The organism is Cohnella kolymensis (assembly GCF_000829465.1).
Classification (GTDB): domain Bacteria; phylum Bacillota; class Bacilli; order Paenibacillales; family Paenibacillaceae; genus Cohnella; species Cohnella kolymensis.
Window position 1 is genome coordinate 143,135 of the sequence record NZ_JXAL01000016.1, and the last position, 26,704, is coordinate 169,838.

41 protein-coding genes are annotated in these 26,704 nt (G+C 47.1%); 37 read left to right on the forward strand and 4 right to left on the reverse strand.

The features are described from left to right. Window positions 1–8: 8 nt before the first annotated feature. From SD71_RS10690 to SD71_RS10825, 31 genes are all read left to right on the forward strand, one after another. Complete coding sequence (locus tag SD71_RS10690; RefSeq protein WP_041062541.1) at window positions 9–464, forward strand: class I SAM-dependent methyltransferase; 456 nt, start codon at window positions 9–11, stop codon at window positions 462–464. A gap of 74 nt (window positions 465–538) precedes the next feature. Continuing rightward, complete coding sequence (locus tag SD71_RS10695; RefSeq protein ID WP_041062544.1) at window positions 539–778, forward strand: hypothetical protein; 240 nt, start codon at window positions 539–541, stop codon at window positions 776–778. Continuing rightward, on the forward strand, window positions 775–948 hold the full coding sequence (locus SD71_RS23950) for a hypothetical protein (protein ID WP_161793373.1): 174 nt from the start codon (window positions 775–777) through the stop codon (window positions 946–948). The genes SD71_RS10695 and SD71_RS23950 overlap by 4 nt, the downstream gene beginning before the upstream one ends. Continuing rightward, on the forward strand, window positions 942–1,784 hold the full coding sequence (locus SD71_RS10700) for a hypothetical protein (protein WP_052476146.1): 843 nt from the start codon (window positions 942–944) through the stop codon (window positions 1,782–1,784). The genes SD71_RS23950 and SD71_RS10700 overlap by 7 nt, the downstream gene beginning before the upstream one ends. Continuing rightward, on the forward strand, window positions 1,781–1,954 hold the full coding sequence (locus tag SD71_RS23955; protein WP_161793374.1) for a hypothetical protein: 174 nt from the start codon (window positions 1,781–1,783) through the stop codon (window positions 1,952–1,954). The genes SD71_RS10700 and SD71_RS23955 overlap by 4 nt, the downstream gene beginning before the upstream one ends. Further along, window positions 1,951–2,175 carry a DUF3310 domain-containing protein gene (locus SD71_RS10705; protein WP_041062546.1) on the forward strand — a complete coding sequence of 75 codons (225 nt, stop codon included), beginning with the start codon at window positions 1,951–1,953 and terminating at the stop codon, window positions 2,173–2,175. The genes SD71_RS23955 and SD71_RS10705 overlap by 4 nt, the downstream gene beginning before the upstream one ends. Then, complete coding sequence (locus SD71_RS10710) at window positions 2,172–2,360, forward strand: hypothetical protein (protein ID WP_041062548.1); 189 nt, start codon at window positions 2,172–2,174, stop codon at window positions 2,358–2,360. The genes SD71_RS10705 and SD71_RS10710 overlap by 4 nt, the downstream gene beginning before the upstream one ends. After that, complete coding sequence (locus SD71_RS10715) at window positions 2,357–2,731, forward strand: LuxR C-terminal-related transcriptional regulator (protein WP_041062551.1); 375 nt, start codon at window positions 2,357–2,359, stop codon at window positions 2,729–2,731. Before SD71_RS10710 ends, SD71_RS10715 begins: the two co-directional genes overlap by 4 nt. 3 nt (window positions 2,732–2,734) lie before the next feature. Continuing rightward, the gene (locus tag SD71_RS10720; RefSeq protein ID WP_041062553.1) at window positions 2,735–3,028 is read left to right on the forward strand and encodes a hypothetical protein; all 294 of its coding nucleotides are present in this window, start codon (window positions 2,735–2,737) and stop codon (window positions 3,026–3,028) included. A 365-nt stretch (window positions 3,029–3,393) separates the two neighbouring features. Then, on the forward strand, window positions 3,394–3,816 hold the full coding sequence (locus tag SD71_RS10725; RefSeq protein WP_041062556.1) for a RinA family phage transcriptional regulator: 423 nt from the start codon (window positions 3,394–3,396) through the stop codon (window positions 3,814–3,816). Window positions 3,817–4,047: 231 nt separating this feature from the next. Beyond that, window positions 4,048–5,229 carry a hypothetical protein gene (locus SD71_RS10730; RefSeq protein WP_041062559.1) on the forward strand — a complete coding sequence of 394 codons (1,182 nt, stop codon included), beginning with the start codon at window positions 4,048–4,050 and terminating at the stop codon, window positions 5,227–5,229. Window positions 5,230–5,851: 622 nt separating this feature from the next. Beyond that, window positions 5,852–6,286 (forward strand): terminase small subunit, encoded by a 435-nt coding sequence (locus SD71_RS10740; RefSeq protein WP_082034207.1) that lies wholly within the window; start codon window positions 5,852–5,854, stop codon window positions 6,284–6,286. Next, complete coding sequence (locus tag SD71_RS10745; protein WP_082034175.1) at window positions 6,283–7,620, forward strand: PBSX family phage terminase large subunit; 1,338 nt, start codon at window positions 6,283–6,285, stop codon at window positions 7,618–7,620. Before SD71_RS10740 ends, SD71_RS10745 begins: the two co-directional genes overlap by 4 nt. 2 nt (window positions 7,621–7,622) lie before the next feature. Further along, window positions 7,623–7,826 (forward strand): hypothetical protein, encoded by a 204-nt coding sequence (locus tag SD71_RS10750; protein ID WP_041062566.1) that lies wholly within the window; start codon window positions 7,623–7,625, stop codon window positions 7,824–7,826. Window position 7,827: 1 nt separating this feature from the next. Beyond that, on the forward strand, window positions 7,828–9,555 hold the full coding sequence (locus tag SD71_RS10755; protein WP_041062569.1) for a portal protein: 1,728 nt from the start codon (window positions 7,828–7,830) through the stop codon (window positions 9,553–9,555). Between the two features lie 79 nt (window positions 9,556–9,634). Beyond that, window positions 9,635–10,270, forward strand: a complete 636-nt coding sequence (locus SD71_RS10760) for a hypothetical protein (RefSeq protein ID WP_041062572.1) — start codon at window positions 9,635–9,637, stop codon at window positions 10,268–10,270. 273 nt (window positions 10,271–10,543) lie between these two features. Then, window positions 10,544–10,741, forward strand: a complete 198-nt coding sequence (locus SD71_RS10765) for an AP2/ERF family transcription factor (RefSeq protein WP_052476147.1) — start codon at window positions 10,544–10,546, stop codon at window positions 10,739–10,741. A gap of 20 nt (window positions 10,742–10,761) precedes the next feature. Continuing rightward, a complete protein-coding gene (locus tag SD71_RS10770) occupies window positions 10,762–11,508 on the forward strand; it encodes a N4-gp56 family major capsid protein (protein ID WP_235427083.1) in 747 nt (248 codons plus the stop codon). A gap of 88 nt (window positions 11,509–11,596) precedes the next feature. Further along, window positions 11,597–11,725, forward strand: a complete 129-nt coding sequence (locus tag SD71_RS25550) for a hypothetical protein (protein WP_268747731.1) — start codon at window positions 11,597–11,599, stop codon at window positions 11,723–11,725. Between the two features lie 67 nt (window positions 11,726–11,792). Beyond that, window positions 11,793–12,155: a hypothetical protein gene (locus SD71_RS10775; protein ID WP_041062575.1), complete on the forward strand. Its 363-nt coding sequence runs from the start codon at window positions 11,793–11,795 to the stop codon at window positions 12,153–12,155. 9 nt (window positions 12,156–12,164) lie between these two features. Beyond that, window positions 12,165–12,440 carry a hypothetical protein gene (locus tag SD71_RS10780; protein WP_041062578.1) on the forward strand — a complete coding sequence of 92 codons (276 nt, stop codon included), beginning with the start codon at window positions 12,165–12,167 and terminating at the stop codon, window positions 12,438–12,440. A 194-nt stretch (window positions 12,441–12,634) separates the two neighbouring features. Next, a complete protein-coding gene (locus tag SD71_RS10785; protein ID WP_052476149.1) occupies window positions 12,635–13,264 on the forward strand; it encodes a hypothetical protein in 630 nt (209 codons plus the stop codon). 16 nt (window positions 13,265–13,280) lie between these two features. Beyond that, window positions 13,281–13,670: a hypothetical protein gene (locus SD71_RS10790; protein ID WP_152619416.1), complete on the forward strand. Its 390-nt coding sequence runs from the start codon at window positions 13,281–13,283 to the stop codon at window positions 13,668–13,670. Further along, the gene (locus SD71_RS10795) at window positions 13,657–15,429 is read left to right on the forward strand and encodes a hypothetical protein (protein WP_041062587.1); all 1,773 of its coding nucleotides are present in this window, start codon (window positions 13,657–13,659) and stop codon (window positions 15,427–15,429) included. The genes SD71_RS10790 and SD71_RS10795 overlap by 14 nt, the downstream gene beginning before the upstream one ends. An 11-nt stretch (window positions 15,430–15,440) precedes the next feature. After that, complete coding sequence (locus SD71_RS10800; RefSeq protein WP_041062590.1) at window positions 15,441–15,833, forward strand: hypothetical protein; 393 nt, start codon at window positions 15,441–15,443, stop codon at window positions 15,831–15,833. Continuing rightward, complete coding sequence (locus SD71_RS10805; RefSeq protein ID WP_041062593.1) at window positions 15,834–16,175, forward strand: hypothetical protein; 342 nt, start codon at window positions 15,834–15,836, stop codon at window positions 16,173–16,175. A gap of 8 nt (window positions 16,176–16,183) precedes the next feature. Next, window positions 16,184–16,738 (forward strand): hypothetical protein, encoded by a 555-nt coding sequence (locus tag SD71_RS23590; RefSeq protein WP_152619417.1) that lies wholly within the window; start codon window positions 16,184–16,186, stop codon window positions 16,736–16,738. A gap of 11 nt (window positions 16,739–16,749) precedes the next feature. Then, window positions 16,750–17,013 (forward strand): hypothetical protein, encoded by a 264-nt coding sequence (locus SD71_RS10815; protein WP_041062598.1) that lies wholly within the window; start codon window positions 16,750–16,752, stop codon window positions 17,011–17,013. 14 nt (window positions 17,014–17,027) lie between these two features. Then, window positions 17,028–17,165, forward strand: coding sequence for an XkdX family protein (locus tag SD71_RS23055; RefSeq protein WP_082034176.1), 138 nt, complete (start codon window positions 17,028–17,030; stop codon window positions 17,163–17,165). Window positions 17,166–17,325: 160 nt separating this feature from the next. Continuing rightward, a complete protein-coding gene (locus SD71_RS10820; protein ID WP_041062601.1) occupies window positions 17,326–18,720 on the forward strand; it encodes a hypothetical protein in 1,395 nt (464 codons plus the stop codon). Window positions 18,721–18,732: 12 nt separating this feature from the next. Then, window positions 18,733–22,296, forward strand: coding sequence for a hypothetical protein (locus SD71_RS10825; RefSeq protein ID WP_041062604.1), 3,564 nt, complete (start codon window positions 18,733–18,735; stop codon window positions 22,294–22,296). Here SD71_RS10825 and SD71_RS10830 read toward each other — a convergent pair whose 3' ends face one another. Continuing rightward, window positions 22,297–22,533, reverse strand: a complete 237-nt coding sequence (locus tag SD71_RS10830; protein WP_041062607.1) for a hypothetical protein — start codon at window positions 22,531–22,533, stop codon at window positions 22,297–22,299. 140 nt (window positions 22,534–22,673) lie between these two features. On the opposite strand from SD71_RS10830, the gene SD71_RS10835 reads away from it, so the two are divergent. The 6 genes from SD71_RS10835 (at window position 22,674) to SD71_RS23965 (ending at window position 24,492) form a co-directional block, all read left to right on the forward strand. Further along, entirely contained in the window at window positions 22,674–22,925 is a 252-nt protein-coding gene (locus SD71_RS10835; RefSeq protein WP_052476151.1) for a hypothetical protein, read from the forward strand. 2 nt (window positions 22,926–22,927) lie between these two features. After that, window positions 22,928–23,167, forward strand: a complete 240-nt coding sequence (locus tag SD71_RS10840) for a hypothetical protein (protein ID WP_041062610.1) — start codon at window positions 22,928–22,930, stop codon at window positions 23,165–23,167. A 162-nt stretch (window positions 23,168–23,329) separates the two neighbouring features. Continuing rightward, window positions 23,330–23,854 carry a hypothetical protein gene (locus SD71_RS10845; RefSeq protein WP_052476152.1) on the forward strand — a complete coding sequence of 175 codons (525 nt, stop codon included), beginning with the start codon at window positions 23,330–23,332 and terminating at the stop codon, window positions 23,852–23,854. Window positions 23,855–23,999: 145 nt separating this feature from the next. Then, window positions 24,000–24,194, forward strand: a complete 195-nt coding sequence (locus SD71_RS10850) for a hypothetical protein (protein WP_041062611.1) — start codon at window positions 24,000–24,002, stop codon at window positions 24,192–24,194. After that, the gene (locus tag SD71_RS23960) at window positions 24,191–24,343 is read left to right on the forward strand and encodes a hypothetical protein (RefSeq protein WP_161793375.1); all 153 of its coding nucleotides are present in this window, start codon (window positions 24,191–24,193) and stop codon (window positions 24,341–24,343) included. The genes SD71_RS10850 and SD71_RS23960 overlap by 4 nt, the downstream gene beginning before the upstream one ends. Next, window positions 24,340–24,492, forward strand: coding sequence for a hypothetical protein (locus SD71_RS23965; protein ID WP_161793376.1), 153 nt, complete (start codon window positions 24,340–24,342; stop codon window positions 24,490–24,492). Before SD71_RS23960 ends, SD71_RS23965 begins: the two co-directional genes overlap by 4 nt. A 61-nt stretch (window positions 24,493–24,553) precedes the next feature. On the opposite strand, the gene SD71_RS10855 is transcribed toward SD71_RS23965, so the two are convergent. From SD71_RS10855 to SD71_RS24895, 3 genes are all read right to left on the reverse strand, one after another. Next, window positions 24,554–24,745 (reverse strand): hypothetical protein, encoded by a 192-nt coding sequence (locus SD71_RS10855; RefSeq protein ID WP_041062613.1) that lies wholly within the window; start codon window positions 24,743–24,745, stop codon window positions 24,554–24,556. Between the two features lie 86 nt (window positions 24,746–24,831). Then, complete coding sequence (locus tag SD71_RS10860) at window positions 24,832–25,020, reverse strand: hypothetical protein (protein ID WP_041062616.1); 189 nt, start codon at window positions 25,018–25,020, stop codon at window positions 24,832–24,834. 389 nt (window positions 25,021–25,409) lie between these two features. After that, window positions 25,410–26,666: a hypothetical protein gene (locus SD71_RS24895; RefSeq protein ID WP_041062623.1), complete on the reverse strand. Its 1,257-nt coding sequence runs from the start codon at window positions 26,664–26,666 to the stop codon at window positions 25,410–25,412. Between the last annotated feature and the right edge of the window lie 38 nt (window positions 26,667–26,704).

Here is a 26,704-nt window from a genome sequence, read left to right on the forward strand (position 1 = left end):
GAACCAAAGTGGAACGAGTTTTAGACGCATGTTGTGGGAGTCGGATGTTCTGGTTTGACAAACAAAATAATGATGCAGTGTTCATGGATATCCGCCAGCTAAGTGACACGTTATGCGATGGACGAAAGTTAGAAGTGAATCCCGATCTAATAGCAGATTTTAAAAATATACCTTTTGCCGACAATTCCTTTTACTTAGTGGTGTTTGACCCACCTCATTTAACGAAAGTCGGCGATGCTTCTTGGCTGGCTAAGAAGTATGGAAAACTCGGACAAGATTGGCAGAATGACATAGCTCAAGGATTTAAGGAGTGTATGCGAGTTTTGAAGCCAAACGGGACTCTTATTTTCAAGTGGAACGAGGATCAAATCAAATTATCTGAAGTAATCAAGGCAATAGGAGTTAAACCGTTATTCGGGAATCGGAGGAGCAAAACACACTGGTTAGTGTTTATGAAGGACTAAGGTTTGCGGCTTGCCGCCTTCGATTCGACCGCATCACCTAGCCGAAGGCGGCAGCCGAACAAGGAGGTCTAATCATGGATGAACTAATAACCCAATACATTCCCACACAATGGAGCCAAGTCAGATATATGGCAAGAGGATACGCCTCAGAAGTATCCAGAGCCCATAGTTTCGGACTCACAAAGGGCCATGTTTACATCGTCCATCACACCGAGCAATTCTCCTTTCACACACACCTATACCTGATGGAGTTTCCCGATGCACCCTTTAACCGCGCAATGTTCGATGACGTACCCGACCCGGAGGACATATGAACTGGAAAGAAGCCACTTTATCTCAATTATACGAGGTGGCATGCAATGACCCGGAAGCAGGCATCTATAAACACCAGGCCGCACAGGAGATTGTGAGAAGGCAGAAGAAGAAGCGCCGGCCATTTAAAACACAGCAGCAAAAGAAAAGGAGCGCGATGCCGAGATGGTAAAGCATGTAGTGATGTACTCCGGGGGCATCGGCTCCTGGGCAGCGGCTAAAAGAGTGATCGACAAACACGGCAAAGACAATGTAACCCCACTCTTCACAGATACACTCATTGAGGATGAGGACTTATACAGATTCTTAAAACAAACAGCAGACAACTTCGGATGCGAGTTAGTGTGGCTCAAAGACGGGCGGAACCCTTGGGAAGTGTTCAAAGATGTTCGTTGGATCGGAAATAGCCGTATAGCGCAGTGTTCACACTTACTTAAACAAAAGGTTGCGAGGAAATGGGTGGACGCTAACTGCAACCCGGATGAAACAACACTCTATGTCGGGATTGATTGGTCAGAAATGCACCGTTTAAACAGCATCGTGAAGCATTGGGCTCCATACAAGGTTGAAGCACCAATGAGCGAGGAACCTTACCTGGACAAGCATCAGATGATACGCCAGCTAAGAGACATCGGTATTAAAACACCGCGCCTGTACGAGCTAGGATTCAGCCATAACAACTGCGGCGGGTTCTGTGTACGAGCTGGGCAGGCACACTTTTTAAACCTCTTAAAAACGATGCCAGAGCGTTATAAGCACCATGAGCAGAAAGAGCAGGAGATGCGAGAATATCTTGGGCGTGATGATGTGTCGATACTCACCCGCACAGTGGATGGAGAGGAACAGACCTTCACCCTTAGACAGTTACGTGAGGAATGGGAATCGGGGCTGGGGTTACAAGTGGATTTGTTCGACTTAGGCGGATGTGGATGCTTCGCGCAGTATGACGAAGGGCCGCAGGGCATCGAATCGACCGAACAGCCCAGCGTTAGCGGGGGCCGCACATGAATCCCTTAAAAGAAACTCTAATCACAGACTACATTTACAAAGACCTACCCTATGGAGGAACAGTAACAAGAACACTGATGAAAGAACTATACGAAGAATACAAAAGAGTTACCGGAATATCCAGTACAAGTGAGAAGTTACCGGAAAACCCGGAGGAGGAAACAGTATGAACGATAACGTCAATCATCCATCACACTATACAGCCGGTAAAGTGGAGTGTATCCACGCCATAGAAGCAGCAACAAGCGGATTAGTCGGATTCGAGGGATACGCCACAGGGAACACGATAAAGTACCTTTGGAGATGGAAGAAGAAGAACGGAGTTGAGGATCTACGCAAGGCTCAGTGGTATCTAAACCGTCTCATTGAGACATTGGAGGCGAAACCATGACCCCATTACAAGAAGCCATCCGTTCCCGCGACGAACTGACCGACGAGAATATAGCCCTGCGTTCGGCACTCGCCTATTACGCCTCTACATCCCTGTACACGCCCCTTAACGGCTACGAGATACTGAGAGAAGGGGGCAGAGGTGCAAGAGCCATATTAAGCCAGTATGAGGGGGAAACGGAATGATCACACTCACGGAACGCGAAGCCAGTGTGTTGGGACTTATCGGCACAGGACTCAACCAAATTGAGATGGCAGAAAAGCTTAATATACCCAAGAAAACGGTAAGCAACTACTTCGCACGACTGAGGGAACTTGGAGCCATCAAATCCACCGGCGGAAAAAGTGAAGTCCTGGTCGATTGCTACAAGACAGTGGACAAGCTCACAAATGGAACAAAACGCGCTCAACAACAAAAGGTGGAGATTTCCGACGATGAAGCGTTATACATCCGCAACCATTACAACGTACTCCCGAGAAGCCGCATAGCTGAGAGATTAGGCGTGAGCAAGGTAACGTTCAATCTCATGTGCCTGCAATTAGGGATGGGGGAATAAAGAATGAAACAACGGATAACCAAGATCCAACTTCGTGAAATATCTGACGAGCAAAAAGAACAACTTCGTGAATGGTGGAATCCGCAATACGGAGACGCTTACTACTATCCAAAAGTCGATTCTACAGGTCATGTTCCTAGCGGTTATCTAGGATGGGAATTAGACGACATGAAGACAAGAGTCCTCCCGCTGCTATCTATTGGTCAGATGATTGAGTTCCTTGAAACAAAAGAGTATCCAACGCTCCACATTGATAAGATTCCAGTACGCGGCATGATGCATTACGACAGGCTATGATGTATTCCAACAAGGGAGAGGCACAAATCACGGTGATACATTGTGCGATGCGCTATGGGAAGCGGTTAAAAAAGCCCAAGCCGAAAAGGAGGTTTAAGCCTTGAAAATCAATCAATTTAAACTCGGTTTTGCTATAGGTTTATGGGCAGCAACAGGCGTATGGACACTTATTATTGCATTTACCGATATTTAAGGGGGGCTGAGATATGACGGTTCGTGAGTTGATGGAGTATTTCACTCAGACAAACGCTGACCCTGACGCAACACTATTCGTTGAAACTGAAACACACCGGTTACAACTTAAAAACATCATTGAGGACAGTCGAGGGATATACCTCACAAGTGAGGTATAAGGGAGGAAGCCAATGTTAAAACCAAAGATACGCAAAGGCACTTTCCAACATGTAGAGTCCGAACTTTACGCTTACCACGACACAAGAAAAGAAATTGTGCGCCTCAAGAATGAAATTCTCTACGCCACAGCAACACCGGACAACAACGGTGGAGGGCGCTCTAGCCTCCCTAGTGACCCGACAGGACGAACGGCAACCCTAATGGTGAGTCATAGGCGCATTGAGCAAATGGAGCGCATAGTGGAGGCTATAGAGAGCGTGGTGGACAGGCTTCCCAAAGACAAGAGCGACATGATAAAGATGAGATATTGGGCAAGACCTCAAACGCTTACCTGGGAAGGGATCGCACTAAACTTACACATCAGCCGAAGGCAAATCATGAATTGGCGGGATGATATCATTGAAGCTATCACCGATAAAATAGGCTGGAGATGACCTTATACCCTATAATTGCACAAAGATTGCACTTTTGAATCATTTTCCCGGTGCATAATGGTAATATGAGCAGAATATAATAATAGGTTTCAGAGCCTTCCTCCTCGAAGGCTTTTTTCTTTGTATGGAGCACGCAATAGCCATCCGTGTTGGATGGTTCTTTGCGTTGGGTTATGCCCCAATGGCGGCTAGTGGTGGGGGCCGGGGCACTTAGAAGCCAGAGGTGATGGAATGGACAAGCTTTTAGAGATTGGCATCAAAAAGCGCAACAAAGAAATCACCGAGAGCTGGAACGAACTCGCAAAGAAAACCCGATTCGCCAATGGTGAACAGTTTCGCACATGGGTGAAGGGTCAGATTGGCACACAGCCAAGGACAGACACTCCAGAGATACATAACTACAAAGAGGAAGTCGAGATACACAAGGACGGCACACAGAGCAGCAATAAACTGGTGAGGATGTCCATAGAGGAATCGAAAGACCCGTCATACCTCCTTAAAGCGCATGGATACAGTGTAGAGGCATGGGAGATTGTTGGCGCGAAGTCCAGCATTTGGAACCAACATAATAAGCAGGACGGAACAGTAACACTATTCAGCAGCAAGATATCAGTTAAGCCAAAGGTGAACGGATTCGATTGGGATAGCCTCATAAAGAGGTTAAGCAATGTACCGAGCGTAATAGTAAAACAGAATATAATACCTACAGGGGAAAGGTATTTGAGCCTTCCTCTCTTTGATATGCACTTCGGCATAAGCAGTTACGACACGTATAAGGCAACACAGACAGAGATCCTAAACCTAATCGAAACAGGATACAAAGAAATACTCATAATCGTAGGCCAAGACCTTCTCCATACAGATAACTTTAGAGGGCAGACAGCAAGCGGAACACTTATAGGCAAGATAGACATGGAAAAGGCATGGGAAGATGCAGCGCGGTTCTATGAGCCTATCATTGTGGCAGCATTAAAGAATAAAAACACTAAAACGAAAATCATGTACTCAAAAGGTAATCACGATGAATCAATGTCGTGGTCGTTTGTGAAGTACCTCAGAGGAAAATTCCCACAGGCAGAGTTTGACACCAGCTTCAAAGAAAGAAAAGTCCACATGTTAGGGCTGAACTTTGTTGGAGTGAACCACGGGGATAAAAAGAAAGAAGAAAACCTTACAGAAAACTTCTCAACAGAGTTTCCAATAGAGTGGTCACAAGCTAAGACGAGAGAAATATTCACCGGTCATTTACACCATGAGCGAGTGATAGACAAACGCGGGACTGTCATCAGAAGGATGCCAACAGCAAACGAGATTGACGATTACCACGATGATTACGGATATACAACAGCGCATAAACGGTTTCAGGTATTTGAATACAGCAGGGATGCCGTAAAAAGGATTCATTATGTGTGAGGTGAGATAGATGAGCGAACCTGTCACCGAAGAAGAAGCATACGGAAACGACTGTAAAGACGGATCATGTGAAAACTGAGGTGAGAAGATGACCACAGAGTATGAAAAGAAGTGGGATGAAATAAAGCGCACGATTGAAGATGCTAGGTCAGTCGCGATCAGAAACCATTGTACAAAAGCGAAAAACACAGCAGATAAACCAACAATCACTTTAAAAGACCTATTGGATAGAGCGCATATCATGTAATAATGTGCAAAGAAATGGTCGATTTAGCGGAGTCAGATATAAAAATTCATGCAAATGAGTGCAAATCTGATAGCCGAATAGGCGGAGTGTGATCCCAATCTGTTAGGCAAGGGAATGGAGGGAACCCATTGAATTAGTTAAACATACATCACCCAAATAAACATAGGAGGATGATCGAGATGGTTCCAACATGAGCAAGAACAACAGGCCAACAGTGAGCGTGATACTGATATGCAGTGAATGTGAATCTAAACATCCAATATGGCGCATAGACGGAAGGCGTAGAACTCCGGGACATATTAAACATCTATATTGCCATATATGCAAGAAGGGCACAGCGCATGTTGATACAAATAGCGAATGGGAAACGGGGTGATGGAAGTGGCATTGAATCCGCAACAACAAATGTTTGCTGACTATTATCTCGTGGAACCCAATGCCACCGAAGCAGCCAAGAAAGCCGGTTACAGTGAAAAGACAGCCTATTCACAAGGACAACGACTGTTGAAACATGTTGAAGTTCGCGCGTATATAGACGAGAAGATGACTGAGCGCTCAGAAAAGCTTAATATTGAGGCCGAATGGGTGCTTGCTAAACTCGTTCAAGTTGCCGATCGTTCAATGAAAGCTGAACCCGTGATGAAATGGGATTATGAGGAACGCGCACTTAAAGAAACCGGCGAATACCAATTTGACAGCCAAGGGGCAAACAGAGCTTTAGAGCTCATTGGCAAGCACTTAGGTATGTTCAAAGACAAAATCGAGCATAGCGGCACATTAGGCGTTCAGATTGTGGATGATATCAAATGATTAAGTTAGCAGATGTCATAGCACCATCCTTTCATCCGGTTCATTTGGACATCAAGAAAGATAAACATACGCACTATTGGCTCAAAGGCGGTCGTGGTTCCACTAAGTCGTCATTCGTCGCCATTGAACTCATACTCGGCATCATGAAAGATCCCGAAGCAAACTGTGTTGCACTCCGTAAAGTGAAGGACACATTAAAGGATTCAGTTTATGAACAGCTCTCCTGGGCCATTGAAAAACTCGGTGTGGATCGGTATTGGCACAGGGGAATAAGCCCACTGAGTTTAACCTACATTCCAACTGGTCAGAAGATCATATTCAGAGGCGCAGATAACCCTAAGAAGATCAAATCCATCAAGTTTAGCAAAGGCTACTGTAAATTCATTTGGTACGAGGAAGTAGACGAGTTCTCAGGCATGGAAGAGATACGGATGATTAACCAATCTCTAATGCGTGGCGGATCTAAACATATTGTGTTATACAGCTACAACCCGCCGAAGTCCATGAACAATTGGGTCAACGCGGAGGTTCAATATACACGCGAGGATAGAACAGTGCACCACAGCAATTACTTGAGTGTGCCGAAAGAATGGTTAGGCGATCAGTTCCTAATTGAGGCTAATCACCTTAAATCTGTTAAACCCACTTCCTACGAACATGAATACCTGGGCGAAGTCACCGGTACAGGCGGCGAAGTGTTCAGCAATGTACAGATACGCCCGATCAGTGATGAAGAAATCAAAGACTTCTACAACATCCGGCGAGGCATCGACTTTGGCTATGCGATAGACCCCTTCTCTTATGGCGTGATGCACTACGACCGCAAGAAGAAGCGTTTATATATCTTCCATGAGTTTTACAAAGTGGGCTTAAGCAATCATGCAGCATATGAGCATGTTGCAAAAGAGAACAAACAGAACGAGCAGATCCTTGCAGACTCCGCAGAACCTAAGAGTATCCACGAGCTGCGGCAATATGGCTTACGCATCAGAGGCGTGAAGAAAGGCCCGGACAGTATCGAGTACGGCGTTAAGTTCCTGCAGGACTTAGAAGCCATCATAATTGATGACGAACGTTGCCCAGAGACAGCAAGAGAGTTTCTAACGTATGAGCTTGAGAAAGACGCAAACGGCAACTTTAAAGCAGGTTATCCCGACAAGAACAACCATGCAATCGACATGACACGTTACGCGATGAATGATGAGTGCATGAAGTTCAAAGAGGAGCAGAAGCACACGCCTGACCCTGACAATCCGACACCGCAGGAGAAGCACACTAAGATGGTTAAGGCGATGACAGGCGGTACAGCACCTAAAGAATTGATGAGGTGGTAAATATGGATTACCTACAAGGACTGCTCACTGGGGCAGTCTTTTCTGCGTTGATCTTTCTTTATCTGCAATCAAGAAAGCCGAAACCGGCGAAGCATGATGAACCCGATCCCGAGGTTAAGCGCAAAGCCAAAGAGACGCACGAACATTTCCAATCACTGATGAACTATGACGTATCGCAAGCCCTTGAGCGAAAGAAGGTGACATAGATTGGCCGATACAACGAAAGATTGGGACTTATACGAGGCGGGCAAGCGATACAACAACCGCTTAACGCCGAACTATTACGACACCGTTGATGCGAATCTAGCCTTCTTCCAGGGCGATCAATGGCGCAATCTGCCGGATACGAACATGCCGAAGCCCGTGTTTAACATCATCAAGCGGGTTATTACCTTTTTCGTCGCTTCCATGACCACATCGAACATCAAAATCCACTATAAGCCTTTGGGATACGGTAACGACCTTCCAATGATGGAGGGTATAGACCCAATCGAGGTGGCAAATGAGCAAACCAAAACTCTGCTTGAGAAGTTCAAAATGGAGTATAAGCAGCGTGAAGCCTTATTTGATTCCGCCATAACCGGAGACGCTTGCGCACACTTCTACTTCGACATCGAGAAGAGAGCATACAACGGTGGTCAAGACGTACAAGGCGAGATTTGTATGGAGATGGTGGATGGCTCTAATGTGTTCTTCGGTAACGCCAACAACTCCCGCATCGATAAGCAGCCTTATATCATCGTCTCAGGCCGGGATATGGTCGAAAGCCTGCGAGATGAAGCCAAACGGTACAAGTCGAAGGAACAAAACGGCGAAATTACCTCAGATGTGGACTACGGCGAACAGTTAGGTGAAGCAGGGCGCATCGAGGTAGAAGCAGACGATTACGGCAAAGCACAATATATCATCGTATACCGCTACGACAAGAAAACCAAGACGATCAAAGCCAGTAAGAGCGTCAAAACAGCCTACATTTACAAGGACATTGACACCGAGCTTTCTCACTATCCTGTGGCATGGCTGAACTGGGAGAAGCAGAAGAACCAGTACCACGGACGCGCACTATGTACGGGGATGTTGCCGAACCAAATTTTCATTAATCGCATGTTCGCCATGGTTATGTATCATTTGATGATGACGGCATTCCCAAAAGCGGTGTACAACGCAGACATTATCGAGAATTGGTCAAACGGTATTGGTGATGCCATCCCTGTTACCGGGATCGGGCATGAGGCGAATATCAAGAATATTGCCGGTTACCTTGAGCCTGGAAACATGAGCAATCAAATCATTCAGGCTATTGAACTTGCGATGCAGTACACAAAGGAAACACTCGGAATCAGTGACGCGGCAATGGGTAACGTTGATCCCAAAAACACATCAGCCATCATTGCGGTGCAGAAGTCGTCGGCTATTCCCTTGGAGAACCCGAAAGCAAACCTGCATGAGTGGTTTGAAGACATTGGGCGCATCATCTTTGACATGATCGGCACATACTACGGGCCGCGTCCGGTTCAAGTGGGTGAGCAGGTACTACCGTTTGATTTCAGCATCTTCAAGGATATGTGGCTAGACGTTAAAGCTGATGTGGGCGAAGCCTCCTATTGGTCAGAGATCGCCAGCGTACAGACGATGGATAACCTGCTCAAAGAGGGACACCTGGACATCATCGACTATTTACAGCGCATACCTGACGAGTACATTCCGCAGAAGCAGGAGCTTATCGCAAGCATTCAGCAACGGATGCAGCAACAAGCCATGATGCAGGAACAGCAGGCGATGGCACAACAAGAGATGGCTAACCAGCCGCAGGATATCGACATACAAGCAGCACTCAAGCAACTGTCGCCGGAAGAACGCAAAGCTTTTGAACAAGCGCCACCTGATGTGAAAGAACAAATCATACAGAAATTACTGCAACAAGCACCTGCGTAAGGTGTTTTTTTTATTGTCCTGCCATACGACTCTAAACTGGGCAAATTTGCGCCTACCATAGCGCGAGGAGGCTTTACCTATGTTTGATGATGACGCGATTCTACCGGACGACTACGAGGCCACACCAGCCCCGGAGCAAGAGGTAGAACAAGAACAACCGGCAGAAACCCTAACCGAAGTAGAGGATACCAAACCGACTGAGGAAGAGGCAGAGCCAACGCAAGAGCCGCAAAAACTCAAGATTAAATATAACCATGAAGAAAAGGAAATCAGTCTTGAGGAAGCGACAACCCTCGCACAAAAGGGACTCAACTATGATAAAGGCATCGAGAGAGTCCGACAAGAAGCCGCACAACAAGCGCGTGATGCTTGGATTGCCGAGCAAGGCTATGCGTGGAACGGGAAACCGATCACGACTGAGGCTGAGTACAACAGGCAACGGCTGAAAAGGAACTCATGGATAAGTACCAAGACCAAGGCCTGCCCGATGAGGTGGTTAAGGAGCTTGTGGAAAATCGGAAGTTCCGCGAACAGTATCAAACGCAGCAAAAGGAACTCGAATCCAAACAGCGAGAGAACGACCAATACAACGAGTTTGTCGCTCAGTTCCCGGACGTTGACCCCAAGACCATTAAGCCTGAAACATGGCAAAGGGTTGCAGACGGTGTGCCGCTCAAATACGCCTATATGGAGCAAGAGCGTGCGGATCTCTTAACCAAAGTAAAAGTCGTTGAACAAAACCAAAAGAACCAACAAAGAGCCCCTATCGGAAGCGTCACAGACCACGGAAGCAATGAAGTGGCGAGTGAGGACGACTTTTTGAGGGGGTTTAATTCTGTCTGATGAGTACCCACATTGATCTGACAGGCGTGCGGTTCGGTCGGTTAGTTGGGGCAAACGTCCAACATCCCGGCATTCTATCGAGCGCAACGATGTTAACGGCAACTATGAAACGTCTAACTGCCGCTGGGCAACAAAGGAAGAACAGATGCGCAATCGTCGTATTTTGAAAAACAATTCAACCGGCGTGAACGGTGTGTATCCAAGTCCGAACGGTAAAAAGTTCTGTGCGCAGATCAACTGTAACGGTAGACGAGTACACCTTGGAACGTTCGACACATTGGAAGAAGCAAAGCAAGAAAGAGAAAAGGCAGAAGAAAAATATTGGCGGAATAACACCGCATAAGGAGCTGGATTACATTGGCAATGAACCTCGCCGCGAAATATGAGAAAAAGGTAGACGATCGCTTTAAACTGAAATCCGTTACCGAATCCGCAGTTAACCGGGAATACGATTGGACAGGTGTAGACACCATCAAAATCTACTCCATCCCAACAGTAGCAATGAACAACTATACTAAGACAGGCACATCCCGTTACGGAACTCCTGCTGAACTGGACAACACGGTTCAAACGATGCTGCTGACGCGTGACCGTTCCTTCACGTTCACCATCGACCGTGCAAACACTCAGGACACACAAGGCGTGATGGAAGCAGGCAAGGCGCTTGCTCGTCAGATTGATGAAGTAATTGTGCCGGAGATCGACGTCTACCGTTTGGCCGCCATGTCGGCAGCCGCCATCACTAACGGTCACACCGCCACAGCCGCTATCACGGCTTCCAACGCTTATGTGAAGCTGCTGGACGCAGGTGCTGCGCTGGACGAGGACAAAGTGCCGGTAACGGGCCGTATCGCGTTTGTTACGCCTGCCTACTACAACTTCCTCAAGCAAGATAACACGTTCATCAAGGCATCTGAGATTGCTCAAAACATGCTCATCAACGGTCAAGTGGGCGAAGTGGACGGCGTGAAGATCGTCAAAGTTCCTTCGGTCTACCTGCCTGCAAGCCATGCGTTCATCCTGACTCACCCTATCGCGACTGTTGCCGCACAAAAACTGGAAGATACAAGATCCATGATAATCCACCCGGGGTCAATGGCAAACTCGTAGAGGGACGCAAGCGTTATGACGCATTTGTTTTGGCAAACAAAGTCAATGCGCTGTTCGCACATAAAATCGCCTAATTAGGAGGGTAAGCATGAAATACGTGCTGAAGGATGAAGATGGTAAAGTGATTGCCGAGCAAGAGTTGAATGACGAGGTGCAAGCAGCCGCGTTTGAAAAAGCCGGTTTCAAGCAAGTAGCAGACAAAAAGAATAAAGAATAGTCTTCCCAACCATAGGAGGCAGAGTGTAAAAGCTCTGCCTTATTTTTGTTTATAAGGAGGGTTAAGCGTGCTGATTTACAGCGAAAACAAGGACGTCGGTTTGGCAATAGATGCCTCCAACATGGCGGCGGGTGCAATTATATTTGGAAACTGGACTGACAATGTACATTGGGTAAGAAATGTAGTGGTACTTGCCCAAAGCGATCAACAATACGATGTGGGGGTAGGTAGAAGAGATTTTTCTGGAGCAACAGATATTGGTTCTACTGTGGCCTCTACTCAAAATGCAGTCCTTTCCCCCAATTGGCGTAGTCACCCATTAACAGGGTCTTCGGGTGTATTGGGGTATAGTGTGAGGTTTTTCATAAAAAACTCCGCAGCAGTTCCCAACACATACGGACGTTTGCGAGCCCAACTCTTAGGACTGTAGGTGAAAACCATGGAACAACTATTCCAGAAACTTGCCGAAGCCGGCTTGATTGACGATTCAGGAAACATTGTTCTGGAGCGTTACCCTGACGGAACATATCAAGCAGTGGATAAACAAATCTTCAATACATTCTTCGGAGATGTTGCAGAAAACCCCACATATGAAGCCTTGATGGGGACTCATACCTTCATGTGGGGAGATCCACCACAACAATTAACATACACAGCCGCGCAATTAGGGTATCAAAAATATTTCTATCAATGGAAAGAATTTGGCATCCTCTAACGCCTCCTAACCGGGGCGTTTTTTCATGGAAAGAAGGTGAACAATGGTCACAGGGGAACAAGTCGAACCATAGCAAATCATGCCCAAATATGGTATAATTTAATAGTGGGATAGCCCGACGGGGCGACAAGCGCAGTATTCCGAATTGCGTTTCCCATGTTCAATATTCGGATAACACTACGGAGGTGTCGAGCGTGAAAAAGATTGATTTTACTGGAACACGCATTGGACAATTGACAGTCATCAGAGAAGCAGGCAAAGATAAGTTCGGACACATACAGTGGTTGTGCAAGTGCGATTGCGGCAATGAAACGATTGTGTTGAGTGACAACATCAAACGCAAGCACAGCAAGAGTTGCGGATGTTTAAGAACAAACACAATAGTCGCTTTAAATCAAACACACGGAATGACACACACCCGCATTTACACCGTATGGGTTAACATGGTGCAACGATGCAACAATCCCAACTCAGGACGTAATTATGAGGCTTATGGGAAAAGAGGAATTAAGGTTGACAGCAAGTGGTTGACTTTCGATGGTTTTATGGAAGATATGGGCGACACTTACCGAGATTGTTTAACGCTAGACCGAATAGATGTGAATGGGAATTATACGAAACAAAATTGCAGATGGGTTGAAGTTCTTGTGCAGGCTAACAACAAGCGTAACAACCGATTTATCGAAGTAAGAGGTAAAAGGGCAACCATACCCGACTTAGCAAGAGAATACAAAGTTCCATCCGCTACATTATGGGCTAGGATATACAAATTAGGTTGGAGCATTGACAAAGCCCTGACTGAACCAATACGAAGACACTCCTAACGGGGTGTTTTTATTTTTGGGGGTGATTATAGAAGTGGCAATTACAGGTGAACAGGTATTCAATATAGCTGTTGCTTTACTAGACGAAATCCAAACTAGCGCATCATACCGCCAATACGCACCAAGCGTCTTAACCACCCTGCAAGCGGAACTGTTGCCGAAGACGGAGACACCGACTGTTATCGCGGATCTCGCACAGCCTCTCTCTTTACCTGACTCGCTGTGTCTCCAAGCACTCCCTTATGGACTCGCCGCACACCTTATGATTATCGACAATCCTAACGACCAAGGGAAAGCGGCGTTCTTTAACGCACGTTATGACGAGTTAAAGAGCAAGCGAGGCGCAACAATCACACCGATAACCGATGTCTACAGCGTGGGGGCGGATGGCTATGGCACGTATTAGCGCATCAAGCGTCCCCTCCCAAATTGACCGCATCAACCGCTTCAAAGGAATCAACGTATCCGTCGATCCCACGCAGTTGGAGTATAACGAATCACCTTCCATGCTCAACATGACACTTGACACCGAAGGCGCATTAGACAAACGCACAGGGTACGCGAAACTGTTTCCCACAGCCCTCGGCGGAACAGTGTGGAGCGCGTTCGACTATCGCAAGAGTGACGGCACGACTGAGCATCTTTTACACGCGGGAACGAACCTGTACCGGATGCCCGTGGATGGAACACAGCCGACTTCCATTTATGCGAGTCTCGCAAATAGCAGGAGCAACATGTTCGCGATGGCCGGGAAAGTGTACATCCAAGACGGCACGAACTACCTGGAGTATGACGGGACAACGGTGAAAGAACCTGACCCATACATTCCGACACTGTTCATCTCCACACCTCCAGCAGGGGGCGGAACAGCGTTTGAGGACTTCAACCTACTTGGCACGAAGTTTAAGCAATCCTTCTCCGGGGATGGCACAGCGACCGTGTTTCAACTCGCACTAAGTGGATTAGACGCAACACCTGTTACCGCAGTAGTCGGCGTAACGACCATCAACGAGGGCTCGGGGCTGACCGTTGACCGCACATTAGGCAAAGTCACCTTTACCACTGCGCCAGCCACAGGAACGCCGAACAACGTGGTCATAACCGCGAGCAAGACAACAGCAGGCATGAAGCAGAAGATCACGGCTTGCAAAAATGCGAGGCTGTACGGCGGAACAAATGACACTCGCGTGTTCATGTGGAGTAAGAACATCCTTTATCGCTCGGATGTGTACCGTCCCAACTACTTCCCGGAGAATGCGTTCCAAAAGGTAGGCGGAGACGATGACATTCAGAACATGGTGATCCAATACGATACCGCCGTCATCGAGAAAGAGTTCAGCAAGTGGTCACTACGATACGAGCAGGACAGCACAGGAAAGGCGCTATTCCCCATTAGACCGATTAACGACACAGTAGGGTGTATCGCTCCTCTCTCGTCTCAGATCGTGGAGAATGCGCCTGTATCGCTCACACGCAACGGTGTATACACGCTCGCCGGGGGTAATGTGCGGGATGAGCGCAATGTGTCGCAGATTTCTAAGCGTATTGATAAGTTACTGCTCGCTGAACCGAATCTCAAGGATGCTATTTCCATCGACTTCGACCAAAAGTACATGATCTTCCTTAACGGCAACGTGTATGTATGGGACTATCGCCTCAACGAGTGGTATCCGTGGGACAATTTCCCGGCTACGAGTGTGTGGGAGATTGATTCGCGGCTTTATTTCGGGGATGTGGCGGGAAATGTCTATTACCTGAAAAAGCTGGGAGAAAACGCGGCGTACCGCGACAACACCCAAGCAATCATCTGGCATTGGTACGGCAAACAGAATGCTTTTGGCATGGATGAGCGAAGGAAACTGGTGGAGAAGGTTGAGGTTACCATCAAGCCGGACTCTGCGACCTCTGCTGAAATGTACTACATCACCGATCAAACCCAAAGCCCGTTAGTCGCAAGGCTGAAAATGAACATGTTTGATTTTAACAACTTTAATTTTGGAGAGTTCACTTTCCTGGTGAACAATTTCCCACAAAGCACCATGACCAAGATCAAAGCGAAAAAGATCGTCTATTTCCAGCTTTACTTTAAGGGGCAGGAGATTGATGAGAGTTTAGGCTTACTCTCCATCAGCATCATCTACTCTCCGCAAAGCCTCGTTAAATAAGGGGGTGCAGAATGCTTAATAAAATCACCGCATTATCTGACTTAATCGCAACATTAGCTGACAGGCCAGTTATGACCTCCGCACAACTAAAAGGATACTTTGACAGCCAGCCGGATCAAATTAAAGTTGCGTTTAACGCCTTAATTGATTCTCTGATGTCATCCACATCAGGAGATAGCGGGGCGCACAGCATCGGATCTGCCACGATCTCAGGGGTTTCCGGGGCAACGGTATGGGCGCAGTTAACCGACCTTAAAGCTCAAATCGCCGCAGTTAGTGTGGGAACCCTGCCGGATGGCTCAATTACACCTGCTAAACTCTCGTTCGACCCCGCCACACAAGCGGAGATGGACGCGATGAACCTGAACAATAAACGAATACTCTCTATGGGAGGAATGCTGTAAATGGCTACCGGGGATCGCACACCAACCGAAATAACTCCGCCAACCGCACTCAGCACAACAGCAACAGCGGTTTATACGAATTCTGCCGCAAACCGGGGGCAATTAACGGGACTGTGGATTTGCAACACCTCATCTTTTCAGCGTATTGTAACGCTCTACAAGAACGGTACAGCCGCCGTAAATCAGATAAGCGCCATCACCCTTCCTGCGGGTACATCGACGCTCATAGACCTCTCAGGTAAGGCGTTGGTGTTCACCGGCACTCAGATTCTCGCCGCCAAACAAGACGCAGGGACAGATTGCAACATTGCAGCATACGGCATCCTTGAGCAGATTGCGTAGGTGATACGATGATACGAAACTTTGGTTCGGTTACGGGACTCACCAATCAACCTCAAGGGTTAGACATCGGACTTGGCGGTGGGAACAACGTTAAAAGCATTCAGCGCGGATCTTACAACATGGGCGCAAATTCAACGGCCTCAATTCCCATTTCATCAATTGATCCTACCAAGTCGATAGTGTATATCACCTTTGTGAACGGTGGGTCTTCTACACATAACAACTGCTTGGTTCGGGTGACTTCGCTCGCTGCAACAAGTATAGCGATTGAGCGCTCTAGCGGAGTCGGAACGGCGATAGTGGAATGGGTTGTCTTGGAATACGTCGCGGTCAAATCCAAGCAAACAGGTTCAAGAGCATTGACGGGTTCCAACACTGAGGATTTGACCAACGTATCCGCGATTGACCCGAACAAATCCATACTCATTGTCACGTTTATTGCAAACGGAACTGAAAGTACCACCGCCATGCAACGTTATAATATCCGAAGCACAACGCAGATTATGATTGCCAGCAACACAACGAATACCACAGCAAACTGGCAGCTCATCGAGTTCCCGTAAGGAGGGAAAACATGATCCACGCTCAACTAGACGAACACCTCATCTGCACCGGATGCAGCAATTTAAAGCAGATCGAGTCCCACCCTCTCCTCGTTTACCTCCCTGACGGATGGAACGAGGATTTGTTATGGCGCAAATGGGATGGACAGTGGAGTGTGGAGAAATACGCGCCTCCTGAACCTGTTCCTGGCCCGGACTTGCCCGCTGAAATCACTCAACTAAAAGCTACTCAAGCAGACATTCTCTTAGCTATGGTCATGAATGATCTCATGTAAAAGGGGCGGTATACATGGACTGGTTTAATACGGTTAAAGACTATTATGATTCTGGATTCTACACCAAAGAACAGGTCGCAGTTTTCGTACAAAAAGGTAAGATCACGCCTGCACAGTATGAAGAAATAGTAGGCGAACCTTACCCAGGGTAATAAGGGTCAGGGGAAGTACCGCCCCAAGCAGACACTTCCCCCTTTGCTCTCTATCCCGAAGGATGGAGAGTTTTTACATTTTATCACCAAGTCATCAAAATCGAACAGTAAAATTTTGGCTCCGTATCTGCGGGGCTTTTTCTTTTAAGGGGGCGATATAGTGGCCGCAATGACACCCGAACAAATCACCGCAGAACTCACGCGTAAGGCAGCGTCAGGGGTAACAAAAGCAAGCAGCGCCGCAAACCAAACACAGCTAGACGGCATCATTAAATCACGGACAGACGCGGCTAATGCCGTGACCGCGCCGCCTACGAACGACACAGTATCCCCGACTGCTGATATGGAAACCAAGCTAAACGATGCCATTAACCTGCGTAAAACCGCCGAACTTGATGCTATTCGCAGGGAGCGAGATGCCGCACTCCAAGGCTTAAACAAAACGGAGACGCAAACGAAACAAAATGCCTACGATAACCGCAATCAAGCGGATGTAGTTGCCATGCAGAACGCCCAAAGGCTGCGTCAGTCCATGGCAGACATGGGGCTGCTGAACAGCGGAGACAATTTGACAGCGCAAGCACAAGGCAACGCACAGCGCCAAGGGGCAATCGGTTCCATAAACCGCGACGAGTCGAATATGCTGACGGATATCTCAGAGCGCAGGGCGTTGCTGAACAACCAGGCGGCGGGTCAAGAATCTGGACTCACCAGCAGGCTAGAAGCGGATCGCCTGGATCGCATGATCGATATTCAGCGGTTCGGCATTGATGACCAGTTTAGACGGGATCAGTTTGGATGGCAGAAGCAAACCGATACAGCAGCGCTTACGGGTAACTTTAACGGTCAGCGTACCATTCAAGGGCAGACCTTTGATCGCAGTAAGTTTGAATCCGACAGGGCTTATGACTATCAAGTGGGTCGTGACAAGGTTGAAGATCAGCGTTGGCAAAAAGAGTTTGACTACAGAGTTAAACAAGACGGTATACAAAGCGCGATTGCTTGGTACAACGCGAAAACATCCCGTCAGAGTTCTAACAATGCCTCGAGCAACGCTAGTTTTAGCAAGCTAATTGATATTTGGGGCGCATCGGGTAAAGCTCCTGCCGGATTAGAGTCATTTGGTATTCAACCAGGACAGCCATATAAGCCAGACAGCAATGGAAACCCTGGGGGAATCTCCAAGGAAATGATGAGCGAGATGGACGGACTGTATACCGGATTGTCTAGCAATCAGATTTCTCCTAGCCAAGCCAAAGCCGAGATCGATGGTCGTGAGCGTATGGGGCTTATCACACCGCAGGACGCAACAGCCATGCGGTCATTCGTTCAAAAGTTCTCAGAAGGCGGGTCAGGTGGAAAGCCGCAGGTCGTTCAATCCAATCTCGCTGGAATGACAGGCGATCAGCTTTTAAAGGTATGGGAAACTGACCCGACAGGAAAATCGGCAGGCAGAGGAATGTATGATTGGCGTTCATGGATTAAAGATCCAAGAGGACAACAAGCCGGTGTAACTTTTGAAATGTGGAAAGATCAATTCGGGCCGAGGATGTAGGAGGCTGATGTCATGAGTTTTTCTCGTTTCAACAAATCAAACAGCAGCTTCCAACGTTTCTCACAGCCGACTGATCCTTACGACACTACATCCATCGATAATCAGATTAAGAATGCCTCAACACGCATTCAAGACGCGGGGTTCCAACCGGATAATGCGGATAAACGAAATTGGTTTGAAAGGTTGACCAATTTACCACAGAAGCAAAACTTCTTCTTTGACACACTTGAACTTCTTGGTCGTCCGGGGCAATCGGTTATGAACGCAATCCACAAGAAAAATACTTCTATGAGTTTAGGCGAAGCATTGAAGAGAGGCATATCCGGTGACGATAAAATAAGAGGCTCAGAATTGTTGCAGGGAACGAATATGAATGCCGCGGCTAAAGCGGTGGTGGGAACAGGTCTAGAGATTGCGCTAGACCCTCTCACATACGTACCAGGCGGCATTCTAGCCAAAGGGGTAACAATACCTGGGAAAGCAGCTGGCAGAGCTGTATCTGGCGCGTACAAAGCCACAGAGAACGCGATACCATCATTTGCGAGGTTTAGCGAGAATACTTTACGTCCGGCTGCTGAAAATGTCAAAGACGGACTTGGCTATATGTTCAACTCTGAATACAAGATTAAAGACACTCTCGACGGAGGAAAAAGTGATTTTCTAAAGAATCTCAATCAACAGACTGACAACAGCCGCCGATACATGCAGGAGGAAACGCTTGGCAACCTCGGTAGAGTCGCAAGGGACGCGGGAGGCATCGATACAGGGGCAGACGTTGGGCGGATTATGGAAAAGCCTCTGCGCCAATTTGAGGACGTTAAGGGCTATGAGTTTCCAGATGGATTGAGGCGCACAGAAAATAAACAGGATTTGTTTGCTGAAATCAGCAAGAACCGGGGTTCCATAAAAAACATCGGCAAAGACATTCGCGCAACTTCCGGCCAGTACGATCAAGCCATCGGGCAGTTTGGCAATGCGCTTGATCAAACGGACTCACAGCTTCGAAAACTGTTTGCGGGTTTGGAGCGTGAAGCCGGTAAGAATTTGGATTCTACCACTCGCGGCAACCTTCGTGAGGCTAGTTTGGAACTGAAACGATTAGATAGTCAGATTAACAACTTCGACAACGCACAAGAAAGCGTACTGCGACATTTCAAGAAACAAGTCAAAGACAACCACGAGAGTAATTTTGAACTGTTGAAACGTATTAAAGATGTTGCGCCTAACGGTGTTAAAGGTGTTGCTCGTCAAGAGATGCCTAATGGCTTGCTGATTCGTAAAGAAGGAAAGGCAATTGATGAAGTTGCGAATGAGCTTGGCTATCAATACGCTGATGATTTAGTACAAGAACTGAAACGTTTGAACAATGTCCCTCGGAAGTTGGATGAAGAGACAGTAACGAGATTTGCCCAACAAGAAATGCAACGTACAGGATCGCTTGAACGTTTGCAGGACACTTTCAAAGGGCTACAGACAGCTAAGTCGACTATCCAAAACTCCATCAAAGATATCGCCAAGCAAGCGCCAAAAACCAGAGCAGCAAAAGCAGCCGCACAAGCATTCGCAAAACTGTCCGATCATCCAGAGTATGTACGCCTGACACAGCAACGAGACGCTTTAAAACAGCAGTTTGACGCGCTGAAAACTGAGTCCAAGTCAACGCGCCAGGGAAAGGTTGATCAAATCAAGCAACATGAGGCAGATATTCAAACACTGCACGAAGCAGCTAAAAACCCTGTGATCGTGCAAAAGGAGATACCGAGGCCGCCGCGTGAATCGTCAGCAGATCCCAAGATTCAAAAGGCTGCACAAAAGCTAGTCAAGAGTAACGCAGTCATACGGGAGTTTGCTGAACAGAACGGCATCGGTATCCCTGAACTTGAAGGCTACATGACGCATGTATGGAGTCAAGAAGAACGGGCGAGACGGACGCGGGTATCTGCGGTTGATCGTGGTTCAAGGGGAACAGGAAACCCTAACAAATCCATCCTCAAAAATCGCGAGTTAACAGGAAGCGCGGAGGACATCAATGACAAGTTAGGTCGTAAATTCTTCGAGCCTAACGCGTTCTATGCTTCGGCAATAGGACAAAAGCGACTCGTTGACTATGTTCATGCCGTTAAATTCAGGCGAGAAGTGCTGAGTAATCCTGAGTTTGCAAACAAATTTGTTAAAGGCATGACCGTCCCTAAAGGCGCAGAAGTGATTGACACCAATAATTATAAGTTCCTGAAGGATTCCGGAGATGTGTTGGATGGAATGGGGCTTGCCGATGAGGTAGGCGGTCAGTATATTGTCACCAAGCAAGCGAAGCTTCTCCTTGACCGTTATCAACGCATAAACACCGATGAGGGTACAAAAGCTTTCCTTAAAGCATTCGACACCATACAAAGCTTCTGGAAACGCGGTGCGTTGTTCTCTCTTGGGTATCACGTTCGCAACCAAGCCGGGGCAATGTTTAACAACTATGTGGGTGGAATGAATCCGGTAGATATCGCCAAGTACACACAAGATGGATTTAAAGAAGTGGCGCGAGCAATCGGCGGTAAAGAGTCTGCGTTGTTTACTGAATACCGGAAGCAAGGTCTAAGCTCGACAGCACTCTCTCAGGTGGAATTTGCTCGTTATGGAGAGGAGCCCGAAAAGGCGATTGAAAAGACGGTCAAAAACCTAAGTAAGGATACCAAGGGCCAAGTCACCCAACGCCTGAATCCGGTTAACGCCTTTAAGACATCACAGGAAGTCGGTAACTTCTTCGACCAAGGTAATAGATTCGCACTTTATAAATGGGCGCGTGAAAAGCTCAATCTGAGCCCGGAAAAGGCAGCGGAAAAGGTACGGGAGGTTCAATTCGACTATACCAAGCTAACGCCGTTTGAACAGAATGTAGTTGCTCGGGTCGTTCCGTTCTATCGTTGGATGCGTAACAACATCCCGTTTCAGGTGCGCCAGTTCATCAACGATCCGCGTAAATATGAATACCTGAATAAGGCTAGGTTAAACGCACAACAAGCGGTTGGTCTGGACGATGAGAACATACCGGATTACATGAAGGAAAGCTTCTCCATGCCGATATCGGGTGAGGGTGGCAAAGGTAAAATGCTCGGGCTAAACCTTCCGCTTGGCGACTTAACTAAACTATCAAGACCGGGGAAAACGCTTATCGATTCTGTTTCCCCGCTGCTAAAGACACCGGCTGAATTAGCGCTGAATTTCAATACATTCAGAGGCAAACCAATTCAGCAGTTTAGCGGCCAACAAAAGCAGTACGAGGTTCCGGGTATCGGAGAGTTTGGCGTACCAATCAAAGGGGCGTATGCGTTTGAACAGGCAACGGGGCAGATTGGACGCGGCTTAAGTGGGTTGATGCAGAAACCAGAAAACGTCGACCAGGACGTAAAGAACCGCCTGCCGACGCTCGGGATTTCATCTCTTACTAAAGACTTCGACGCGGAGAAATACGCCTACTACGCCAAGCTCAACGAGCTGAAACAACTGCAAGACTTGATTCTGTTCATTGAGCAGCAGACCGGCGACAAACCAAGAACAGTAAGAGAAATTGCGAAGGGGCGGTGATTACTGCCCCCATCTGTTATCCCATTCGCAACCTGTATCGCTGTATTGGCAATCTGCACGCTCTTTGTTCCATTGATCTATCTCGGCCTGTGTCGGGGTTCTCTTTACTTGCGGGTGGTCATTATTGAAGCCAAGCAAGACAGTGATACCCCACACAGACAAACCAATCACAAGCAACACTAACACGCCTGTTATCGTTTTTTTAAAATCTTGTGAAAACGAATTTTCGTCATTCAACGCCACTCACTCTCCTATTACTACAGTATAATCGGTGAAGTACATGTTTAGACTAATTCGTGATCCTGCCGTTTCTTCCTTCAAGGGGCTCCATTTATGGGGCTCCTCTTTGTTTTGCTTAATTTAGGGGGTGTTGGAGCATGGCAGAGGTTGAAGTCACAATGATAATCGAAATGAAAGAAGATATCGCCAGTATTAAATCAACGCTCAACACCATGGTAAACACCAACACCACTGCTATGGAAGCCCTCCAATCATCCCGGTTTGCACATGATCGGCTTAACCGTATCGATAAGATTGTCTTTTGGGCGGGAACAACCGTTGTTGGTTCTATCATTATTGCACTTATCGCATTCATTGTAGCGGGCGGCATAGCGCCTGGAAAGGACTAATCATGGACGAAAATTTCATTTTGCAATGTGCTGCTTTAGTGGCCGCTTATGTCGGTGTCGCCAAGAGTTTCGGCTTAGAGGAAAAGTGGACGCATCCAACAGCGTTACTCGTTGCGGCTGTATTTGTGCTTGTGCCGGGATACGTCCAAGATAAAATCACTCTAATCTCCATCATTGGACTCACCGCATCCGGGGCGTATCAGTACGTCAAAAAGCGGGAGGATGTCACCAGTGCCAAATAGATGCACTTTAGCTGATTACATCGAACAGGTGCTAAAGCCCCTTGCTGCTTCCGGTCGAGTGAGATTCAGCGAGATCCATTGCCACGGCACATGGAAGCCCACAATAGCCGATTACAGACGCAACGGTGGGGATAAACTCATCACAGCTATGCGAAGGTCCATATGTCGCAGGGATGGTCGGACATCGCCCAGCACGCCACTATAGACCCGGATGGATACATATGGAGTGGAAGAGACTTACTGACTCCTCCTGCGTCTGCAACGGGCTTTAACGACCCCGACAGTGACGGTGTGCATCCGTTTATGTTTGAGATGATTGGTAACTTTGATGCAGGGAAAGAGAAACTAGAAGGCGCACAATTAGCAACAGCAACGGGACTCTGCTTTGCGATCATGCAACTATGGCGCAGAGGGAGCGATATGGTGAAGTTTCACCGCGAGTTTACCACGCTTAAAACATGCCCCGGCTCAGGGATTGATAAGAATGAGTTTGTGGCAGAAGTGGAGAAGCATGGGATAAAGGTGTCTGCGCCTTCTTCTGTTCGAGTGGTGGTCAACGGGAATCCTGTCACGGATTTCATCGAGAAGGATGGAAGGATATACGTACAATTAAAGGCGTTAGAGGATGCGCTAGGTGGGGATTTGAGATGGGATGTGGATACGAAAACTGCTTCTTTAAACATATGAAGCATTGTACGGCTCGCGCTGATTCGGTCGTCTCGATGCACACCATAAACCCATCAACACCGCCTCGAAAGAGGCTTTTTCTTTTGTTCATTGCATTATACAAATGTATAACTTTATGGTATAATAAGGACAAGGGGGTGAAAATATGGGTTTTGATGTTGAGTACGATGGTAAGGTTTATCAAGATGGTATCTACACATGGCAATCCTGGGGACAGGAAATGTCCTCGGCATGTTATCTAAGAAATGACGGCAAGGTGTTTTATTTTCATCGAGAAGTGGATTCACATACACCACAATTTACAGAACTCTTAGGGGCTAAAGTGAGGTTTAAGAAATGAAGGAGTACAAAAGAAAAAACGTCCCATTTGACCCGAACAATGAAGAAGAAAAGAAGCTGTACGAATGGTTGCAAAAGTTACCGCATGGCACGTTCGCTTCACAAACCAAAGCCTATTGGCTCAAAAAAATGAAGGAGGAAAAGAAATGAATGAGTATCTGTTAACCTACACTTATGAGGGCTACTCTTGCTATTCATGGTTTGAAAGTGAAGAAGAAATGAACGAGTATATTGAGGAACGCGGCGATAAAATAGTGGTCAATGAAAAAATGCACATTATTTCAGCGATAGAACTTTAATCCTTTGCGGTGAAACCGCCTTCGAGACGACCGCAATACTTACATTTTAAAAAGCTATTAATCAACAAGGGCTAACTCTTAACTTTACGTTGATGATCTCACCACGCTTGTAATTATCGTTACCTTCCACAACAATACATTTAAAGCCATTTTCCAATTCTTCGTCAATAGCTAAGACAACAACCCTTAATTTCTGAGTTTGCAAATCGAGAGTGTAACCTTTCATATCAAATTCTTGCGTTAAATTGATCATTCAATTATCCTCCTTGCGAGGTTTACTTTTGCGCGTTAGCGCCTTCGATTCGACCGAACTACTTAACGAAGTGGTAGCCGACAAAGTTACCACTTCCATTTCCTCTCCGCTTCATCTAATACATCACAGAAATCATCCACATTGATTCGCCCGTTTGGTAATGGCTTAACTTGCTCATCAACCCACGCCCACTTTTTCTCCAGCCTTATATCGCTGATCTTATCATAGAGGAACACTCCAACTAACGCGACTGAACCTAATATAATGATGCTCATGTTGAACCTCCTATTTAAACTCCCTACATACGATGAGATCCCTTCCAGTTATTGAAAACCCATTCCTCACAATATCCGGTGACTGAGATGAGATACATAGAAACTGAGGCAGGATAATCTTAGGTGACCACGTTTGAAACGCGGCAGAGTGGAAGTAATTACGGCTAAAGTAAAGGTTATATGCCTTCCACTTTCCCGCCCATCGTTTCGCCGTTAATTTAGTGCGCTGCAATTCGCATACATAAACTTTCTTTTGATACACAAACACACAGTCGGGATTCCACACATAGGGCTTTCCCAGGTGTTCAAATCTCTCCACCGGCTCATACAGCCAATACTTCGGTTTAAGGTTAAAGTATAGGTCAATCACACTCAGCGCATGGTCAAGGTCAGTCGGGAACCTCGTCGGTGTAGCCTGCTGCAACTTTCTGCCTCTCTTTGTGAGAAACCAAATCTTCGCGTGACCGTGGTATTTCCATCCCACCAACTTTTCCTTTTCCATCTCCCTTAGAACCTTGGACGCTTTCTTTTGCGGATCGAGCGAATTGTTCAGGCTCGAGAGTTGTTTGGTTGTTGCTATGGGGACTCGAGTCAGGCAGATCAATATAGACTCTTTGTGGTTCACTACGCTGAGAACTTCCATGGTGCAGAACCTCCACTTTAAGCGGGGCTAGAAAGGCATCCCATTCCCAATCTTTCTCACCTATAAATGGCGTTTGCATGGTGTAAATGCGATCACCGCGAAAAATACATCTTCCTGGCGTTGCTATACTTATGCGTTCTGCACCCGTTTCCCCAAGGATCACCTTGCTTTCATAGCCGTAATTGGTACGGAATCCTAATGCCCCTTCAACGTTTGCTTTCACCTGCCCGTTGACGATGTTATTGTTCGGCTTTTGTGTGCAGTATAAGAGGAACACTTTGGACTCTCTGCCTTTCTGCGATAACGCCCCGCAAGTGTCATCACAAAACTGCGCAAAACCCTTCGCTTTTCCTGAGTACGTTTTTGGCGCAATAAAAGCGGCCTCGTCTACAATCACCACATACGGTTTAAACGTGTCGGTTAAACTTCTATCCCGCGCACGAACAATCATGTCCTCACGGCGGTCTAACTCCACCATCGCTTCATGGAGCATATCCGCTGCATCCTCTAAATTCTTCGCCACTTCCACGTTACGGAAAATCTCAAACGGCAGGAAAGAATACTTCTTCATATCCACTATTTTAATGGTCGCACTCATACGGATTAACTGATACAGAAGGAACCGCAGTTCCATCGTCTTTCCACCACCGGAAGCCCCGCCAATTAATAAGTGCATGAGCTTAAAATAAACAGGATTAAACAGCCGATCATACCCCATTAAAAGCCGATCGTATTTCAAGTCACTTTCCTTGAATTTGAGTTGCTTCGGGTAATCCTTTTCCACCACTCGCACAATAACTGCCCCGCCTCGGTCGATGAGTTCAACTGGCGCTCCTACAGCCGCGACAAGGGCATCTATACGCTTCTCAATGTCGGACGGGCATTTACCCATTGGCAGACGGTAGGCATGCTCAGAACCGCATGTGACGAGCCTAGAATCAATGTAACTGAAACCATCCGCAATCTTATTCAGCGCCAAATAGAGTTTTTTATGAATACGCATAGTAACCTCCTTACAAGGATCTGCGATAGAACAGCTTG

What these genes read in the sequence shown, in the direction of transcription:
- SD71_RS10845 (WP_052476152.1), top strand. Translation starts at nt 23,330, where the DNA reads ATGTCGCAGGGATGGTCGGACATCGCCCAGCACGCCACTATAGACCCG.
- SD71_RS23960 (WP_161793375.1), top strand. Translation starts at nt 24,191, where the DNA reads ATGAAGGAGTACAAAAGAAAAAACGTCCCATTTGACCCGAACAATGAA.
- SD71_RS24895 (WP_041062623.1), bottom strand. Translation starts at nt 26,666, where the DNA reads ATGCGTATTCATAAAAAACTCTATTTGGCGCTGAATAAGATTGCGGAT.
- SD71_RS10835 (WP_052476151.1), top strand. Translation starts at nt 22,674, where the DNA reads ATGGCAGAGGTTGAAGTCACAATGATAATCGAAATGAAAGAAGATATC.
- SD71_RS10745 (WP_082034175.1), top strand. Translation starts at nt 6,283, where the DNA reads ATGATTAAGTTAGCAGATGTCATAGCACCATCCTTTCATCCGGTTCAT.
- SD71_RS10765 (WP_052476147.1), top strand. Translation starts at nt 10,544, where the DNA reads ATGCGCAATCGTCGTATTTTGAAAAACAATTCAACCGGCGTGAACGGT.
- SD71_RS23055 (WP_082034176.1), top strand. Translation starts at nt 17,028, where the DNA reads ATGGACTGGTTTAATACGGTTAAAGACTATTATGATTCTGGATTCTAC.
- SD71_RS10860 (WP_041062616.1), bottom strand. Translation starts at nt 25,020, where the DNA reads ATGAGCATCATTATATTAGGTTCAGTCGCGTTAGTTGGAGTGTTCCTC.
- SD71_RS10715 (WP_041062551.1), top strand. Translation starts at nt 2,357, where the DNA reads ATGATCACACTCACGGAACGCGAAGCCAGTGTGTTGGGACTTATCGGC.
- SD71_RS23955 (WP_161793374.1), top strand. Translation starts at nt 1,781, where the DNA reads ATGAATCCCTTAAAAGAAACTCTAATCACAGACTACATTTACAAAGAC.
- SD71_RS23590 (WP_152619417.1), top strand. Translation starts at nt 16,184, where the DNA reads ATGATACGAAACTTTGGTTCGGTTACGGGACTCACCAATCAACCTCAA.
- SD71_RS10725 (WP_041062556.1), top strand. Translation starts at nt 3,394, where the DNA reads ATGTTAAAACCAAAGATACGCAAAGGCACTTTCCAACATGTAGAGTCC.
- SD71_RS10850 (WP_041062611.1), top strand. Translation starts at nt 24,000, where the DNA reads ATGGGTTTTGATGTTGAGTACGATGGTAAGGTTTATCAAGATGGTATC.
- SD71_RS10740 (WP_082034207.1), top strand. Translation starts at nt 5,852, where the DNA reads ATGGAAGTGGCATTGAATCCGCAACAACAAATGTTTGCTGACTATTAT.
- SD71_RS10705 (WP_041062546.1), top strand. Translation starts at nt 1,951, where the DNA reads ATGAACGATAACGTCAATCATCCATCACACTATACAGCCGGTAAAGTG.
- SD71_RS23950 (WP_161793373.1), top strand. Translation starts at nt 775, where the DNA reads ATGAACTGGAAAGAAGCCACTTTATCTCAATTATACGAGGTGGCATGC.
- SD71_RS25550 (WP_268747731.1), top strand. Translation starts at nt 11,597, where the DNA reads ATGAAATACGTGCTGAAGGATGAAGATGGTAAAGTGATTGCCGAGCAA.
- SD71_RS10795 (WP_041062587.1), top strand. Translation starts at nt 13,657, where the DNA reads ATGGCACGTATTAGCGCATCAAGCGTCCCCTCCCAAATTGACCGCATC.
- SD71_RS10710 (WP_041062548.1), top strand. Translation starts at nt 2,172, where the DNA reads ATGACCCCATTACAAGAAGCCATCCGTTCCCGCGACGAACTGACCGAC.
- SD71_RS10700 (WP_052476146.1), top strand. Translation starts at nt 942, where the DNA reads ATGGTAAAGCATGTAGTGATGTACTCCGGGGGCATCGGCTCCTGGGCA.
- SD71_RS10750 (WP_041062566.1), top strand. Translation starts at nt 7,623, where the DNA reads ATGGATTACCTACAAGGACTGCTCACTGGGGCAGTCTTTTCTGCGTTG.
- SD71_RS10760 (WP_041062572.1), top strand. Translation starts at nt 9,635, where the DNA reads ATGTTTGATGATGACGCGATTCTACCGGACGACTACGAGGCCACACCA.
- SD71_RS10815 (WP_041062598.1), top strand. Translation starts at nt 16,750, where the DNA reads ATGATCCACGCTCAACTAGACGAACACCTCATCTGCACCGGATGCAGC.
- SD71_RS10720 (WP_041062553.1), top strand. Translation starts at nt 2,735, where the DNA reads ATGAAACAACGGATAACCAAGATCCAACTTCGTGAAATATCTGACGAG.
- SD71_RS10770 (WP_235427083.1), top strand. Translation starts at nt 10,762, where the DNA reads ATGAACCTCGCCGCGAAATATGAGAAAAAGGTAGACGATCGCTTTAAA.
- SD71_RS23965 (WP_161793376.1), top strand. Translation starts at nt 24,340, where the DNA reads ATGAATGAGTATCTGTTAACCTACACTTATGAGGGCTACTCTTGCTAT.
- SD71_RS10825 (WP_041062604.1), top strand. Translation starts at nt 18,733, where the DNA reads ATGAGTTTTTCTCGTTTCAACAAATCAAACAGCAGCTTCCAACGTTTC.
- SD71_RS10695 (WP_041062544.1), top strand. Translation starts at nt 539, where the DNA reads ATGGATGAACTAATAACCCAATACATTCCCACACAATGGAGCCAAGTC.
- SD71_RS10730 (WP_041062559.1), top strand. Translation starts at nt 4,048, where the DNA reads ATGGACAAGCTTTTAGAGATTGGCATCAAAAAGCGCAACAAAGAAATC.
- SD71_RS10780 (WP_041062578.1), top strand. Translation starts at nt 12,165, where the DNA reads ATGGAACAACTATTCCAGAAACTTGCCGAAGCCGGCTTGATTGACGAT.
- SD71_RS10840 (WP_041062610.1), top strand. Translation starts at nt 22,928, where the DNA reads ATGGACGAAAATTTCATTTTGCAATGTGCTGCTTTAGTGGCCGCTTAT.
- SD71_RS10805 (WP_041062593.1), top strand. Translation starts at nt 15,834, where the DNA reads ATGGCTACCGGGGATCGCACACCAACCGAAATAACTCCGCCAACCGCA.
- SD71_RS10800 (WP_041062590.1), top strand. Translation starts at nt 15,441, where the DNA reads ATGCTTAATAAAATCACCGCATTATCTGACTTAATCGCAACATTAGCT.
- SD71_RS10855 (WP_041062613.1), bottom strand. Translation starts at nt 24,745, where the DNA reads ATGATCAATTTAACGCAAGAATTTGATATGAAAGGTTACACTCTCGAT.